This is a genomic window from Polaribacter sp. 2305UL8-11 (genome assembly GCF_058147165.1).
The window spans coordinates 26289-42619 of sequence record NZ_JBYVJW010000001.1 but is presented as its reverse complement, the minus strand read 5'-3'; the positions used below and the strand labels follow the sequence as shown (position 1 = coordinate 42619).

13 protein-coding genes are annotated in these 16331 nt (G+C 28.8%); 7 read left to right on the top strand and 6 right to left on the bottom strand.

Annotated elements, in window-relative coordinates; translation table 11 throughout:
• Positions 1-27 precede the first annotated feature (27 nt).
• The 5 genes from ACY2RW_RS00145 to ACY2RW_RS00125 all read left to right on the top strand — a co-directional run bounded on the left by ACY2RW_RS00145 (position 28) and on the right by ACY2RW_RS00125 (position 5483).
• Positions 28-1272: a beta-ketoacyl synthase N-terminal-like domain-containing protein gene (locus tag ACY2RW_RS00145; protein ID WP_490120659.1), complete on the top strand. Its 1245-nt coding sequence runs from the start codon at positions 28-30 to the stop codon at positions 1270-1272.
• Positions 1273-1329: 57 nt separating this feature from the next.
• Positions 1330-1917: a hypothetical protein gene (locus tag ACY2RW_RS00140; RefSeq protein WP_490120658.1), complete on the top strand. Its 588-nt coding sequence runs from the start codon at positions 1330-1332 to the stop codon at positions 1915-1917.
• On the top strand, positions 1911-3335 hold the full coding sequence (locus ACY2RW_RS00135; protein ID WP_490120657.1) for a flotillin family protein: 1425 nt from the start codon (positions 1911-1913) through the stop codon (positions 3333-3335). The genes ACY2RW_RS00140 and ACY2RW_RS00135 overlap by 7 nt, the downstream gene beginning before the upstream one ends.
• 69 nt (positions 3336-3404) lie before the next feature.
• Positions 3405-4502: a biotin synthase BioB gene (gene bioB / locus ACY2RW_RS00130; RefSeq protein ID WP_490120656.1), complete on the top strand. Its 1098-nt coding sequence runs from the start codon at positions 3405-3407 to the stop codon at positions 4500-4502.
• A gap of 114 nt (positions 4503-4616) precedes the next feature.
• Entirely contained in the window at positions 4617-5483 is an 867-nt protein-coding gene (locus tag ACY2RW_RS00125; RefSeq protein ID WP_490120655.1) for a cupin-like domain-containing protein, read from the top strand.
• Between the two features lie 268 nt (positions 5484-5751).
• Here the strand turns inward: ACY2RW_RS00125 and ACY2RW_RS00120 are convergent, their stop codons facing one another.
• The 6 genes from ACY2RW_RS00120 to rseP all read right to left on the bottom strand — a co-directional run bounded on the left by ACY2RW_RS00120 (position 5752) and on the right by rseP (position 15198).
• Positions 5752-7323, bottom strand: coding sequence for a thioredoxin family protein (locus ACY2RW_RS00120; protein ID WP_490120654.1), 1572 nt, complete (start codon positions 7321-7323; stop codon positions 5752-5754).
• Between the two features lie 51 nt (positions 7324-7374).
• Positions 7375-9075 (bottom strand): T9SS type A sorting domain-containing protein, encoded by a 1701-nt coding sequence (locus ACY2RW_RS00115; protein ID WP_490120653.1) that lies wholly within the window; start codon positions 9073-9075, stop codon positions 7375-7377.
• Positions 9076-9273: 198 nt separating this feature from the next.
• On the bottom strand, positions 9274-9930 hold the full coding sequence (locus ACY2RW_RS00110) for a response regulator (protein WP_490120652.1): 657 nt from the start codon (positions 9928-9930) through the stop codon (positions 9274-9276).
• Entirely contained in the window at positions 9931-11853 is a 1923-nt protein-coding gene (locus tag ACY2RW_RS00105) for a tetratricopeptide repeat-containing sensor histidine kinase (RefSeq protein WP_490120651.1), read from the bottom strand.
• 102 nt (positions 11854-11955) lie between these two features.
• On the bottom strand, positions 11956-13749 hold the full coding sequence (locus ACY2RW_RS00100; RefSeq protein WP_490120650.1) for a sensor histidine kinase: 1794 nt from the start codon (positions 13747-13749) through the stop codon (positions 11956-11958).
• 93 nt (positions 13750-13842) lie between these two features.
• Entirely contained in the window at positions 13843-15198 is a 1356-nt protein-coding gene (gene rseP / locus ACY2RW_RS00095) for an RIP metalloprotease RseP (RefSeq protein WP_490120649.1), read from the bottom strand.
• 171 nt (positions 15199-15369) lie between these two features.
• Here rseP and ACY2RW_RS00090 point away from each other — a divergent pair, with 171 nt between their 5' ends.
• Both ACY2RW_RS00090 and ACY2RW_RS00085 read left to right on the top strand, forming a co-directional pair.
• Positions 15370-16050 (top strand): SCO family protein, encoded by a 681-nt coding sequence (locus tag ACY2RW_RS00090; protein WP_490120648.1) that lies wholly within the window; start codon positions 15370-15372, stop codon positions 16048-16050.
• A gap of 52 nt (positions 16051-16102) precedes the next feature.
• Positions 16103-16327 carry a FeoA family protein gene (locus tag ACY2RW_RS00085; protein WP_490120647.1) on the top strand — a complete coding sequence of 75 codons (225 nt, stop codon included), beginning with the start codon at positions 16103-16105 and terminating at the stop codon, positions 16325-16327.
• The last annotated feature ends 4 nt before the right edge of the window (positions 16328-16331 follow it).

The following is a 16331-nucleotide window of genomic DNA, read 5'->3' as shown; positions in this document are numbered from 1 at the left end:
ACAAGTTCAGTATGACACAAGTTTAATATGAACCAACCCACATCCATAACAGCATTCGCATCACTTTCTGCAATAGGAAGTTCGCAAGAAGAAATCTGGCAAAACTATTTGTTAGACAAACATTTTTTGTCAAAAAAAGAGATTTCTCCACAAGGTCGAAATGACAAAGAAAGTGTTTTTGTAGGGCAATTATCCAAAGAAAATCAACAAAAAATTGAGGAGTTAAGAAAATCAGATTCAAAATACAGAAATTTAGACGACACTGTTTTGTTTGCCATTTATGTTTCTAGAGAAGCTGTAAAAAATGCCAATTGGAAATCAAAAGATAGTTTTGGAGTTAATTTTGGGTCCTCTAGAGGAGCAACAACCTTGTTTGAGAAATATCATAAAGAGTTTTTAGGCACTCAAAAATCATCAACCATAAGTTCTCCAACCACAACTTTGGGTAATATTTCTTCTTGGGTTGCACATCATTTACAAACTTCTGGTCCAGAAATTTCACACTCTATAACCTGTTCTACAGCATTGCACTCTTTGTTAAATGGTGTTGCTTGGCTCAATGCAGGAATGTCAGAAAAGTTTTTAGTGGGTGGTAGTGAAGCTGCTTTGACCCATTTTACAATCGCTCAAATGCAGGCTTTAAAAGTTTATTCTAAAAACGAAATGTCAGATCGAGCGCAGTCGAGATCTATTTTAGAAAAACAAAGACCTTTCGATTGCGCTCAAGGTGATAATCTAGAATTTCCCTGCAAATCTTTCGACCTAAAAAAGAAACAAAACACCATGGTTTTGGGTGAAGGTGCAGCTGCAATTTGTTTAGAAAAAGGAATGGTAGAAAATGCATTGGCAACCATTTCTGGAATTGGTTTTGCGACTGAAGTTTTAAAACACAATACCTCTATTTCTACAAATGCAGTATGTTTTCAAAAATCGATGAAAATGGCTTTAGGTGAGATTTCTCCTGATGAAATTGATGTAATTGTGATGCACGCACCAGGAACCATAAAAGGAGATTCATCAGAATTTAATGCGATTTCTAAAATATTTTGTAACAAAACACCTTTTTTAACTACTAATAAGTGGAAACTCGGACATACTTTTGGAGCCTCAGGAATGTTAAGTCTAGAATTAGCACTCTTAATGTTGCAACATCAAAAAGTAATTAAAGTTCCTTTTGCCAACAACCAACCACATCCTAAATCTTTAAAAAAAATTCTAGTGAACGCTGTAGGTTTTGGCGGAAATGCAGTTTCCGTTTTATTGACGAAATAAGTCCTTTTATTACGTTAAAAAATAGTTATATTTATTCACTTTTTAAATCGAATTGTTATGCTAGAATGGTTTCAAGAATTGACTGCTTTTCAAAAAACGTATTGGATAATTACAGGAATCTCTTCACTCTTTTTTGTATTTGTTTTAGTTTCTACTATAATTGGTGCAGAAGCAGATGATATAGAAGATTTAGATGATGTAGATGCAGATGGTGGTGTGGGTTTCCAGTTTTTTACCTTTAAAAACTTAGTTGCATTTTTTACCATTTTTGGTTGGAGTGGAATTTCAAGTATAGATTCTGGTAATTCAAAACCAACTACGGTTATTATTTCTATTTTTTGTGGTTTATTAATGATGTTTATAATGGCTTCATTGTTTTATTACATTAGCAAATTAACATCAAGTGGAACTTTAAAAATGAAAAATGCATTAAATGCTGTTGGAGAAGTCTATTTAACTGTTGGAGCAAATAGATCTAGAACAGGAAAAATTCAAATTAAAATCCAAGGATCTTTAAGAGAATTAGAAGCTTTAACAGATTACAGCGAAGATTTAAAACAAGGAAGAATTATTAAAGTGATTGAAGTCACAAATAACGGAGTATTAATTATAGAACCACAAAATAAAACAAAATTACTATGCTAGATTTAATGATTTTACAAATTACCCAATTTTCGGGTTTAATAGGAGTAGGAATTGCAATACTATTCATTTTTATACTAATAATTGCTATGATAAAACGCTACAAAAGATGTCCATCTGACAGGATTTTAGTAGTGTATGGAAAAGTTGGTGGAGGAGAATCTGCCAAATGTATTCATGGTGGAGCTGCTTTTATTTTTCCAGTAATTCAAGATTACGAATATTTAGATTTGACACCTATGTCTATAGAGGTAAACTTAGTAAATGCACTTTCTAAACAAAACATTCGTGTAAACGTACCCAGTAGATTTACAATCGGAGTTTCTACAGAACCAGGAGTGATGCAAAATGCTGCAGAAAGACTGTTAGGTCTTGGCTTACCAGATATACAAGAATTAGCAAAAGAAATTATTTTTGGTCAGTTGCGTTTGGTAGTAGCATCTATGGATATTGAAGAAATTAATAACGATAGAGATAAATTTTTAACCAATATTTCTCAGTCTGTAGAAACAGAATTAAAGAAAGTAGGTTTAAAACTAATTAACGTAAATATTACAGATATTGTTGATGAATCTGGTTATATAGAAGCTCTAGGTAAAGAAGCAGCAGCACACGCAATTAACGCAGCAAGAAAATCGGTTGCAGAAAAAAATAGAGATGGTTCTATTGGAGAAGCAAATGCTGTACAAGATGAAAGAACTCAAGTTGCAGCTGCAAATGCACAAGCTGTAGATGGAGAAAATACTGCAAAAATTGCGGTTGCAAATTCAGATTCTTTGCGTAGACAAAGAGAGGCAGAAGCAGAAAGAGTTGCAATTGCATCAGAAAAAGTACAAGCTGCAAATGCCTTAAAAGAATCTTATGCAGCAGAGCAAGAAGCAGAATTGGCAAGAGCAGAAAGAGAACGTTCCTCTCAATTAGCAGATATTATTGTGCCTGCAGAAATAGATAAAAGAAAGGTAGAAATAGATGCAGAAGCAAGAGCAGAAAATATTAGAAGAATTGCAAAAGGAGAAGCAGATGCAATTTTCTTAAAAGCAGAAGCAGAAGCAAAAGGTTTGTACGAAGTTTTAACAAAACAAGCACAAGGTTTAGACCAAATTGTAAAAGCAGCTGGAAACGATTCTCAAAATGCAGCATTGTTATTAATTGCAGACAAATTGCCAGAATTAGTTAAAACACAGGCAGAAGCAATTAAAAATATCAAGATTGATAAAGTTACGGTTTGGGAAAATGGAGGAGGAAAAGATGGAAAAACATCTACATCTAACTTTATTTCTGGGATGTACAATGCAGTACCACCTTTGCAAGAAATGTTTAACATGGCTGGTATGCAATTGCCAGATTATTTAAAAGGAAAAGAAATTCCTGTAGATGTTGTAGAAGATAAAAAAGAGAACCCAAAAGGAGAAACTAAATAATCGAGTTTAAAATTCCGCTTTAACAGCGGAATTTTTTATATTTTTGAGATATCAAAACAACCCATTTTTATGAGCGCAATAAGACATAATTGGACGAAAGAAGAAATATTAGAAATTTACAACAAACCCTTAATGGAATTGTTGTACGATGCAGCAACCATCCATAGAAAACAACACGATCCAAATGTAGTACAAGTTTCTACTTTGTTATCCATTAAAACTGGTGGATGTTCTGAAGATTGTGGTTATTGCCCACAAGCAGCTCGTTATCACACCAATGTAGAAGGAAATGATTTAATGTCCGTAAACCAAGTAAAAGCTCAAGCTTTGCGTGCAAAAGAAAGTGGAAGTTCTCGTGTTTGTATGGGCGCAGCTTGGAGAAATGTAAAAGACGGTCCAGAATTTGACCAAGTTTTAGAAATGGTTAGAAGCATTAATAAATTAGATATGGAAGTTTGCTGTACATTAGGTATGGTTACAGAAAACCAAGCACAACGTTTAGCAGAAGCAGGTTTGTATGCTTATAATCATAATTTAGATTCATCAGAAGAATATTACAAAGAAGTTATTTCTACAAGAGGTTATCAAGACAGATTAGATACGATTGATAATGTACGTAAAACAAATGTAACTGTTTGTTCTGGTGGAATTATTGGTATGGGAGAATCTGCAGAAGATAGAGCAGGTATGTTAGTGGCTTTATCAACCTTAAATCCACAACCAGAATCTACACCAATTAATGCTTTGGTTGCAGTTGAGGGAACGCCTTTAGAAGATGAAAAACCTGTTGAAATTTGGGACATGATAAGAATGGTGGCAACTACTAGAATTGTATTGCCAGAAACGCAAGTGCGTTTAAGTGCTGGAAGAACTCAAATGTCTAGAGAAGGGCAAGCCATGTGCTTCTTTGCAGGTGCAAACTCTATTTTTGCTGGTGATAAATTATTAACCACACCAAATCCAGATGTAAATGAAGATATGAAAATGTTTGAGTTGTTGGGGTTAAATCCACAAAAACCATTTACTAAAAAAGTACAACCACAAACTGTAGAAGCTAAAGATTCTCAATTTGAAGCATTAGGAGAAAAACCAAAATGGACTCGTCCAGAACATAAAATAGAAAGAAACGAAGCAGCTAAACAGAAAGGAAAAGCAGTAAAAGTTTAACTTTTAAAAACAATATTTGTATAAGAATCCATTGTCTTTTTAGATGATGGATTTCTTTTTTAAAATGAAATTTGATAACATTTTATTAACTTTGCGTTTTTAATTTTTAGCAATATGAGCTTAAATTTATCTCAAATAGATAGGGTAAAAACCATTACCAAAGAAGATTTTATAAAAAACTATTTCAAGCCCCAAAAACCTGTTGTAATAGAAAAATTTATAGAAGATTGGCCAGCCTATAAAAAATGGAATTTAGATTATATGAAAGCAGTAGCAGCAGATAAAACTGTGCCTTTATATGATGATAGACCTGTAGATTATAAAGATGGTTTTAATGAGCCACATGCTACAATGAAAATGAGTGAATATGTAGATTTATTAAAAAGTAAACCTACAAAATTTAGAATTTTTCTTTGGAATATTTTAAAGGAAGTTCCTATTCTACAAAAAGATTTTACTTACCCAGATTTTGGTTTGCGTTTAATGAAAGGATTGCCCATGTTGTTTTTTGGGGGTACAGATTCGTATACTTTTATGCATTATGATATAGATTTGGCAAATATTTTTCATTTTCATTTTGAAGGAAAAAAAGAAGTGATTCTATTTGACCAACAACAGAATGATTACTTGTATAAAATTCCACATTCTTTAATTGTAAGAGAAGATATCGATTTTTCAAATCCAGATTTTAAGAAATGGCCAGCTTTAAAAAAAGCAAAAGGCTATAAAACGTATTTAGAGCATGGGCAAGTTTTGTATATGCCAGAAGGCTATTGGCACTATATGAAATACATTACTCCAGGTTTTTCTATGAGTTTAAGAGCCATTGCACGCAAACCTAAAAATTTATCTAAAGCTATTTATAATGTATTTGTAATGCGTACCATAGACAATGTAATGCGAAGAGTTAAAGGACAAAAATGGATAGATTGGAAAAACGAAAAAGCAATTTCTAGAACAAATAAATTAAATAAAATATAGAAAAAGGGTATTTATACCTGTATCTATTTCTTTAGTTTTCATTACATTGCAGCTGTTTAAACAAATATTTTTATTATGAAAGCCTGCCCAAGATGTAAATCTGTGTCTAGGCACAGAATGAAAAGAAAAGGAATTACAAAATTAATGCCTGGAACCAAAGGATATGCGTGTGACAAATGTAATACACAGTACACATGGTTTCCTTTGTTAAATCGGTCATTAAGAATTTAAAAAAAAGCCTCACAATATTTAAAATGTGAGGCTTTTTTTATTTATAACTTACTTTTAAACACTTTGGTAGTTTTAAAGTATTAAAAGGTATATTACTTTTAATAATAATTGTTTCAGACTCTCCAGGTTTTAAATTCAAATTTTGACTTTTTAAATATAAAAAATCGGAATGTATACGCTTGGTAAATGTTGAATTACAAATATTTGTTACCTTAAAATATTTCCATTTACTAGAATCCTTTTCTTTTTTTTCTTTTCGAATACTGTTGCCAGCATTATCAGTAAAAATAGAATTTGCCTCATCTCGTTGTTTTTTAGACCAATTAAAATTGGGTTTTGTATAAGTTATAGTTTTTTCAACAAAAGGTTTATGACCTAATACCAACCATATATCTTTTGTATTTCCTAAAAACTCATAGGTCACTATTTGCTTACTATCATTGGTAATTAAAGATTTTATACTATTATTTAAATTACCACTAAAACTAAGATTTTTATTAGATATAATTTTAGAATTATAATCTCTAACAATTATTTGAATAGTTTTAGCACTTTTGCTTTTGTTTATTAGCGTAATCAAACCTTTAACTCTTTCATATTTTTTAGAAGAGAAATTTGTTAGCAAATCATTATAATAATGAAAGAAATTGTTTTTATTAAAGCCATATTTAATTTTTTCTTTGTAAAATACAATGTTACCAAATTCTTTATCATTTAAATCAGATAGAACTTCTGCACCAGTTGCAACATATACATTTCCTTTTATGTTTTTAAAGGAATAAAATTTTGCCTCATTTTTAGGTGGTAGGTATAAAAATGGTTTGTCTTCATTAATTTCGATATTTTTTTTAAAAACTGGACTTATGTCCTCAAAACCTATTTTTTCGGGTTTAGAAAAACCACTAATTAAAAGACTACAAGGAACACCATCACATTTTAGTGCTATAAATTTTCTTAATCCATCTTGTTTTATAGTTGGTTTATATTTTGAAACTAAGCCAACGTAACTAACCTTGCCTTTAATTTGCTCTCTAGTTGCAAAATTTGTTTCTACAGGTCTAAATTGAGAAGTTAGAAACTTTTTTAAGTTGGATGTAATTTTTGAATTTTCTTTATAAGAATAAACGTAAACATCTGTTTTGTTTTGATCCGTTTCTTTAGATTGTAAAAATTTTAAGAAAGATTCTGTATTTATAAAGCCGTTTTTAAAACCTATAACAGCTTCTTTTGTAAGGATTGCTAAAGCTGGTGTTGCTTCTCCTTTTCCTGCAGTAATAGCTTTAAAAAAAGAATGTTTACCTCTTTTGGTTTTTAAACCTGGGTGTAAATTGCCTCTATAGTTAACTGCTTCTTTAGATTCAATATTAAATTTTACTGGGTAGTAATCGGTATTTAATTTATTGATAATATTTGCATCTGTAAAAGTCCTTTTTAGCATTAATTTACTAGGCATACACCAATTCGCATAAAAAAAGACAAGTATTTTTTTGGGTTCTTTTTCTTGAAGTGTTATAGCTTTATCAAAAGTAATCCAATTAACTTTTTCTTGTGTATATGATTTAGATTTAAATGCGAACAGAAAAATGACTAAAAGAATTATTTTTTTCATAATTGAATCAATAAAAATGAATTTTAAATTTATAACTTTTTTTATTTATGTTTAATCGATTATGATTTTTTTAGAAATTATAGCATCAACATCTGTTTTTAAAGTTATTAGATATAGACCTGGTTTAATATTTAAAGGAATATTAACATTTTTAGTATCCTGTTTAAATTGTATATCTTTTAAAACTTTACCTAATATATTATATACTTTTAATGTTCCTTTTTTAGACTCTAAACCTCTAATATGAATATTTTTATGATTGTAGAATAGTTTAATATTTTTTAAATTATAATTTTTTAGAGAAGCTGTGGCATTATCTCCTATTTTATACAAACCACTTGTGGTTTGATCTCCTGTACCACCAATAAAAAAAAGCTGATTGTTAAATTGATAAAATCCAGTTGCTGTAAAATCATTTCTGCCAGAATTTGTATCTGCCACTAAAACAGTACCTGCTTCTGTACCATCTGTTTTCCACCATTCTCTGCCTGTAACACCATGTTGATAGGATTGAAAATACAATTTATCATCAACAACAAAAAGATTTTGAGGATAAGAATCTTTAATACTACCAGTAGCTGTATTTTTAAATAAGATTGTTCCTGCCACAGTTCCATCAGTTTTCCAAAGATGCTCACCTTCACTTCTACTTACTCTTCCATTAAAATAGAGTTCGTTTTTGTAAACTGCAAAACTATTTGTTGCTACAGGCACACTTAGTGCTTTTAAGAGTGTTGTGCCAGCTTCAGTACCATCAGTTACAGCAATACCACTTGTTCCATTAACACTCCCATTAAAATAAATTTTATTATTAAAATTAGCTATAAAACGATTTGCAAATATAGCTTCACTTACTGGTTTTGTGTTTGCAGGTGTTCCATCAGTTTCGTATAAGTTATCAGTTTTGTCTTCTAAAGCAATGTATACTTTACCATTTAGTTCTTCTAAATAAAAATCGCCACCCTTTGTACCATCATAAAAATCTTTTAGCATTACAGTACTTTCTGGAGTTCCATTAGTTACCCAAAGTTCTTCTCCACTTGTATTGTTTTTTGCTTGAAAATATAATAAGCCATTTGAAGCTGCAAAAAAGTTAGTTACTTCAGAATTTGCTGAATTAGGATTAATATCTTTTAATAATATGGTACCAGCATCAGTCCCATCTGTTCTGTATAATTCTACACCAAGTTCGTCTGTTTTTGCTGTAAAGTATAAGTAGTTCCCAGCAACAATTTTTCTATATCTGTGTGTTCCAGAAAAAGCAAACGTTTCTAGTTCTTTAAAAACGCGGGTGTTTTCTTTAGTTCCATCAGAAGAAAATAAGTAAAATTTATTTTTAACCCCTTCTTTAACTTCACTATCAAAATAGATGTTATTTTTATACACTATAGGGTTATAAAAGTAATTTTCTATGATGTTTTCTATTGAGTTTCCATCATAAGAATAACCTCCTAAAGTGTTATTAATTCTAGCACTAAAAAATACTTTTCCGTCTTTTTTTAAGTTTCCTAATGGGCTAACAATACTATTGCCATTATCTAATATTTCATTTACTGTTCCATTTTCATATTCAAATAAATGTGTTTGAAAAGAGTTATTCATTACTGTAAATAGCAATTTATTACCTAAATGGGTTTGTATGGATATTGTTCTTCTGTTTTGGTTGGTATCTGTATTTAGTAATAACTCTATTTGACTAAAGGTTGTTAAAGAGACTATTGTTATTAAAATGGTTAGTAATTTTGTTTTCATAATATGTTTTTTAATTAAAAAAACAGCATCTATTCTTAAATTTAGGCTGTTAACACTCTAAAAATAGTTTAAGAAATAGATACTGTTTAAAAAATATTTTCTTTTTTTAGAGTAAAATGTTAACCCTACAAAATTATATTGTAAAACTAATTTTATAATAAGGTAATTTGCCTAAATAGATAAGGAGATTACCTTATTTTAATTAGAAAGATTATTTCTAATCGCAAAACGAACCAAAGAAACCACGTTATGTACGTCTAATTTACGCATAACATTTGTTCTATGAACATCTACAGTTTTAGGGCTAATAAAAAGTTTTTCTGCAATTTCAGTATTATTTAAACCTTTGCAAACAAGAGCAATAACTTCTTTTTCTCTTTTGGTTAATTCATTTACAAGAGGAGATTTTACCAAAGCTGTATTAGTAAAATTAGATGATGGCTTATTGTCTAATAAAGCTTTAGTAACGTCTGCGTTAAAATAATTTTCTCCTTTATAAATTTTATCTAAAGCAAATAAAAGTTCTTTGCTAGAAACTGTTTTTAAAAGATAACTATGCACGCCTATATCCATTACTTTTTTAATGGTAAACGCATCTTTATGCATAGAAATAATTACAATTTTAGCAGTATTATTCTCTTCAATTAATTTAGTTGCGCAATCTATACCATTCATCACAGGCATATCTATATCTAATAGTAAGATATCTGTAGGGTTTTCTCTTACATACTCTAATGCAATTTTTCCATTAGAAAGTATTTTTTTTACTTTATAACGATTATCGCTTTCTATAGCGTTTTTAATGCCTTCTGCAATTAATGGATGATCATCAGCAATAACAATATTTACAGACATTTATAAAGGGATTTTTATTGTTGTTAACATACCCGTTTTTTCTGAATTAAAATTGACTTTACCTTCGATTAAATTTATTCTTGCTTTTATATTTTTTATGCCAATACCTTCTTTTTTGTTTGATAAAAACCCAACACCATTATCTTCTATCATATAAATAATATCTGTTGCACTCTTGTACAACTGGACATGAACTTCTGAAGCACTGCTATGTTTTATAATGTTGTTAATGAGTTCTTGAGATATTCTATACAGCGTAATTTCTATTTTTTTAGACAACCTTTTCTCTATGTTTGCATGCTCAAAATTGTATTTAATTTTTAAAGGTTTTAAACAGCTATTAAACAAATTTGTTAAGGCAGTAATTAAACCAGCTTCTTCTAAAGCTCTTGGCATCATTTGATGAGAAATTGAGCGTAATTCTGTATTAGAGGATTCCAAATTTTGCAATAACTCTTTAGATTCTGGTTTGTTTTGTAAACCAAGTTTTTCAAAAATACTTCTAGATTTTATAATGGTTGCTCCAATTTGTTGTACAATACCATCGTGCAATTCTCTTGCAATTTTGGTGCGTTCTTTTTCTTCTGCTAAAATAATAGATTGTAAATTTTGTTCTTTTTGGTTTGCAATTGCAAGCTCATGCTTTCTTTTATTACGCTGAAAAAGCGCAAAACCTGCCAATAATAAAATAGCTAAACCACTAAATAAAGCAAAAGTTAGTTGTTTTTGATTTGTAAGCTTTAACTCTGTATTGGCTTTATCTGCTTTGGTTTGTAGTAATTCTCTTTCTTTCTTTTCTGTTTGGTATTTGGTTTCTAATTCTGTAATTTCTTTAGTATTTTTTAAAAAATTAAATTTTTCAAAGGCTTCATCACTTTTTTTCTTGTATGAGACAATATCTTTGTAATTTTTATTATTTGCCGATAGAATAGATAAATAATTATAGGTATTACCTATTCTACTATAATCTTGGTTTTTAATATAAACAGGTAAACATTTTAAGTAATAAAATTTAGATTTTTTAAATTGAAAATTATTAAAATAACCTTGAGCTAAAGAATAGTATAAGTTTATAATATCTATTTCTGAGTTTAAATATTTTCTATATTTTAATGCTTCTTCTGCTGTAGCTAATGCTTTTGGTAATTGTTTTTTATCGAAATAAATACCACTCAAATTATTTAAAGAGGTGCCTAATGAATAAAAATTTTCATTTTTCTTAGAAATATTAATAGATTTTAAGAAATACTTTTCTGCATTAACTGTGTCTTTCGTATAAAGATAATTATTTGCAATATTACCATACAACTTGCCCATTAAGCTATAATTATTGGTGGTTTTTGTAAAATATAAAACTTCAAAATTATATTCTAAAGCTTTTTTATAATTCCCAATAGATTCATAAATAGTGGCAATATTACTTTTTAATGTATTTGCAAAACTTTTGTATCCTTTTTGATCAAAAATCTTCATAGCTTTGACAGCATTATACATTGCAGAATCTAAATGATTGTATTTTGTGTAAACAGCTGATAAGTTTGCTCTTATTTTTGCAACACCTAAAGTATCTTTTATAACTTTTCTTATTGAAAGTGATTTCCAATACATTTTTTGACTTTCGCTAAAATTACCTTTTAACATATAAACACCAGCTATATCACTAAATACCTGTGCTTGTAAATTTTTATTATTAGTTTTGTTAACTATGGCTAATGCTTTGCTAATGTAATTTAAAGAAGAGTCAATTGATTTTTCTTTGTATTCCCAAATTAAATCATCATAAATTTTAATCTTTTTGTCTATATCTATTGTAGTTTTTAATTGATTTTTTAAAGTATCAATTAATTTACCTTCTTGAGAATAAAAAAAGGAGGATACAAATAGCAAATTGAGTATAACTATTTTTCTTTTAAATAAATTCATGTTATTCTTTAATCTAATTCATTGTTTATAAATTTAGCAATTTTTTGAAAAAATTTTACAAAATGGAAAAAAATTAAACCTAAAAATAAAAAATTATAAATCTTAAAGAGGAATTTTAATAGTTGTTAAAGTACCTGTTGTTTCAGAGTTAAAATTTACAAATCCCTTTATTAAATCGATTCTACTTTTTATGTTTTTTAACCCTAAACCTTCTTTTTGGGCTGATGAAAAACCTTTTCCATTGTCTTCTATCAAATAAATAATATTGTTTTCATTTTTAAACAATTGAATATTAACTTCTGTAGCGCTACTGTGTTTTATAATATTATTTATTAATTCTTGTGATATTCTATAGAGTGTAATTTCAATATTTTTGGGCAATCTTTTATTAATATTTACATATTCAAAATAATGTTTAATTTTTAAAGGTTTTAAACAGCTATTAAACAAATTTGTTAAGGCAGTAATTAAACCAGCTTCTTCTAAAGCTCTTGGCATCATTTGATGAGAAATTGAGCGTAATTCTGTATTAGAGGATTCCAAATTTTGCAATAACTCTTTAGATTCTGGTTTGTTTTGTAAACCAAGTTTTTCAAAAATACTTCTAGATTTTATAATGGTTGCTCCAATTTGTTGTACAATACCATCGTGCAATTCTCTTGCAATTTTGGTGCGTTCTTTTTCTTCTGCTAAAATAATAGATTGTAAATTTTGTTCTTTTTGGTTTGCAATAGCCAACTCGTGTTTTCTTTTATTACGCTGAAAAAGCGCAAAACCTGCCAATAATAAAATAGCTAAACCACTAAATAAAGCAAAAGTTAGTTGTTTTTGATTTTTTAGTTTTAGCTCTGTTGTTGTTTTATCTGCTTTGGTTTGTAAGAGTTCTTTTTCTTTTTGAGATACTTTAAATTTTGTTTCTAATTCTATAACTTTATCAGCTAAATTTACATCATATTTTTTAAGTGATAGTTGAAATATAGTGTCTCCAATTGTTGTAGCAGATTTAAATTTTTTCAAACCTTTTAAAGCTTCTTTTTCAAGAACATAAGTGTATATTTGCATGCCAAAATCATTAGTTTTGTTGTATATTTTTTTGGCATATTGTATTTCTTTTAATGCTGATGAATATTTTTTTAATCTATTCAGTGTTTGACTTTTTTTTACAATCGCAAATGCCTCTAAAATGGTATCTTTTTCTTTTTTTGCATATTCAAATGCGTTATTTAAAGCATATAAACCTTTTTGTGGTTGATTAATTTCGTTATAACAACCCGCAATAAAACTTAAAACTCGAGACGCTTCTTTATAATTGTTGTTCTTGATATAAAAAGATAAAATAGAATAATACTTATTTATAATTTTTTTTATTGTAGCATCATATTTCTTTTGGAGGATATTTTTTTTATTGAGCTGAAGGATTTCCAGCTCACAAGTCAATTTATTTTGTTGAGCTTTTATTTTAAAGTGTTGGTTTAAATACTCTTTAAAAACTAAACTTTTCTCATAATAATATTTTGCTTTTTCTCTGTTTCTTAAATAGTAAAGTGCTTTACCCAAATAATAGTAAGTTTTGGCAATTAAAACAGTGTCTTTTTTAGTCTTAAAAAAAGAGAGTGATTTTAAAAGTTTATCAGAAGCATTAGTAGATTTTTTTTCTAAAATTAATAATGATGATTCTAATAACTGTAATCTGTAGAAGTTGCTACTATCAGCTTTATTTTTTTTGTAAAATTGATTTGCTAAAACTGTTATAATCTTTAAACTATCTTGTTTTCTGTCAAATTGTAGCTTTTCTCCAATAGCAAACAAATGACTTAATTTTTCATTTCTATTAAGTTTTTTTTGACTAAAAATAAAAATAGGGATAAAAAAAAGGCTCCAAAAAAGATGTTTCAACAAATTTAAAATTTAATTTATAAACAATAAATATAGAAAAAGCCTCACAATATTTAAAATGTGAGGCTTTTTTTGTTTTGTATGTCTTGTTTCTTACTTAAACAACCTAAAAATATCATTACCATTTGCAAAAAGCAACAAAGCAATTAGCAGAATAAAACCAACTACTTGCGCATATTCTAAGAATTTATCTCCTGGTTTTTTACCAGTAATCATTTCCCAAAGGGTAAAAACTACATGCCCACCATCTAAAGCAGGTATTGGTAGTAAGTTCATAAACCCTAACATTATAGATAAAAATGCGGTGATTTCCCAAAAAGCTTGCCAACTCCAAGTAGAAGGGAAAATTTTACCAATAGAAATAAAACCACCTAAACCTTTGTAAGCACCTGTTTTCGGATTAAAAATCTTTTTTAGTTGCTTCATGTAGTCTGTTAACGTTTTTACAGACTTATTCCAACCTGCAGGTATTGCTTCTGCAAAAGTATATTGAAAGTTTGCCAACTTGTAATAACCCAATTTTTCTAATTCACTAGATTTAAAATTCGTTGCAAAAACGCCTAATTTTCCTTCTTCTGTAACATGAACAGGAATTTGCTTTAATTCATTATCTCTTTTTACTGTAATAGAAATACTGTTATTTTTATGTTTGTTCAATTCATCTTGAACTTGATCATAATATTTTACATCTACCCCATTAACTCCTACAACAATATCTTTAGGCTCTAAACCTACATTAAAGTTTTTAGAAGCTTCAGGTACTTCTGCAATCATAAATGGAATTCTTACAGAAACTACTGGCCCTTCATCATTTTTTTTTCTATCTATTAATTTTTCTATAAAATTTACAGGAAGTTTCTTTTCAATAATTTCTCCATTTCTATCAAGTGTTACATTCTCTCCATTGATAAAAGCTAAAGTAATACCTCCAAATTTTCTTATTTTTTCTCCATTAACGGCTAAAATCTTATCTCCAGTTTTTAGACCAACTTTCATAGCTAAAGAGTCTTGAACCCAAATACCATCTTTTGCGTTTACATTTTCATTTGGTAAAAAATTTTCTCCATAAGCCCACATTAAGCAGATGTAAATAAAAATACCTAAAATAAAATTTACAAAAACCCCACCTAACATAATAATTAAACGTTGCCAAGCTGGTTTAGAACGAAACTCCCAAGGCTGTGCAGGTTGTTTCATTTGCTCAGTATCCATACTTTCATCTATCATTCCAGATATTTTTACATATCCTCCTAAAGGAATCCAGCCAATACCATAAACAGTTTCACCTATTTTTTTCTTGAAAAGTGAGAATTTATAATCAAAAAACAAGTAGAATTTTTCTACTTTGGTTTTAAACAATTTTGCAGGGATAAAGTGCCCCAATTCGTGCAAAACAATTAATAAAGATAAACTTAGTATAAATTGCGATGCTTTTATTAATATTTCCATTCAGCGTTAAATCATAATTTAAAAACGCACAAATGTACGTTTTTAAAGAGAGTTGTAAAAGAACTATTAAAACTTGATTTTTATTTTAACAAAGATTTTACAAAGTATTTGGTTTTGTTTGTTTTTCTATGGGTTTTTTAAGTCGTAAATTTGCAATTATAAAGCCAATTTATGGAACTAAAGTTTTTTAAAAAATCCATTCCTACTCTTATTTTTTTAGCTGTATTTTCGGCTGTGGTAATTCCTGTTTTTTATCATTTATTAAAAAATGAAACTAAATTAAAAGTATACAACCCAGTAGATGTAAATCCTAGTTTGGTAGATAGCTCTATAAAACACATCACAAAAGATCATACTATTGGTAATTTTGAATTGATTAATCAGAATGGAGAAATCGTTACAAACAATACCTACAAAAATAAAATTTACATAGCCGATTTCTTTTTTACACGTTGCCAAACCATTTGTATTGCAATGGCTTATAATATGAGCGAGCTACAAGAATTTTATAAAGCTGATAATGACATCATGTTTCTTTCTCACTCAGTAACTCCAGTAATAGATAGTGTTTCTGTACTTAAAGAATATGCAGAAAACAAAGGGGTTATAGATGGCAAATGGAACGTAACTACAGGGACTAAAAAACACATTTATGAATTAGCCAGAAAAAGTTATATGGTGGTTACAGAAAGTGGAGATGGAGGAGAAAATGACTTTATACACACAGAAAACTTTGTTTTGGTTGACAAAGAAAGGCGTATTCGCGGATATTATGATGGTACAGCAAAAGAAGATATGGAAAAGCTTAAAAAAGATGTGGCTTTGTTAAAAGAAGAATATGCATCTAAATAACTTGTTTAGAATCATTCTAAATGGTTATCTTTGTTTTCCCAAATAAAAAGCATTGAGTACAATTGCCACTTTACATATTGGAGAAATTGGTTATATCTCTGAAGAATCGTTAGATTTTATTCCTCTAAAACTATTAGAAATGGGGTGTTTACCAGGTGCTGAAGTAAAATTGGTACAAATAGCACCACTAAAAGATCCAATTTATATTTGTGTTAATGGAAGTCATTTAGCCATTAGAAAAGAAACTGCAGCTCAAATTCAAGTTTTGAAAATTTAGAATT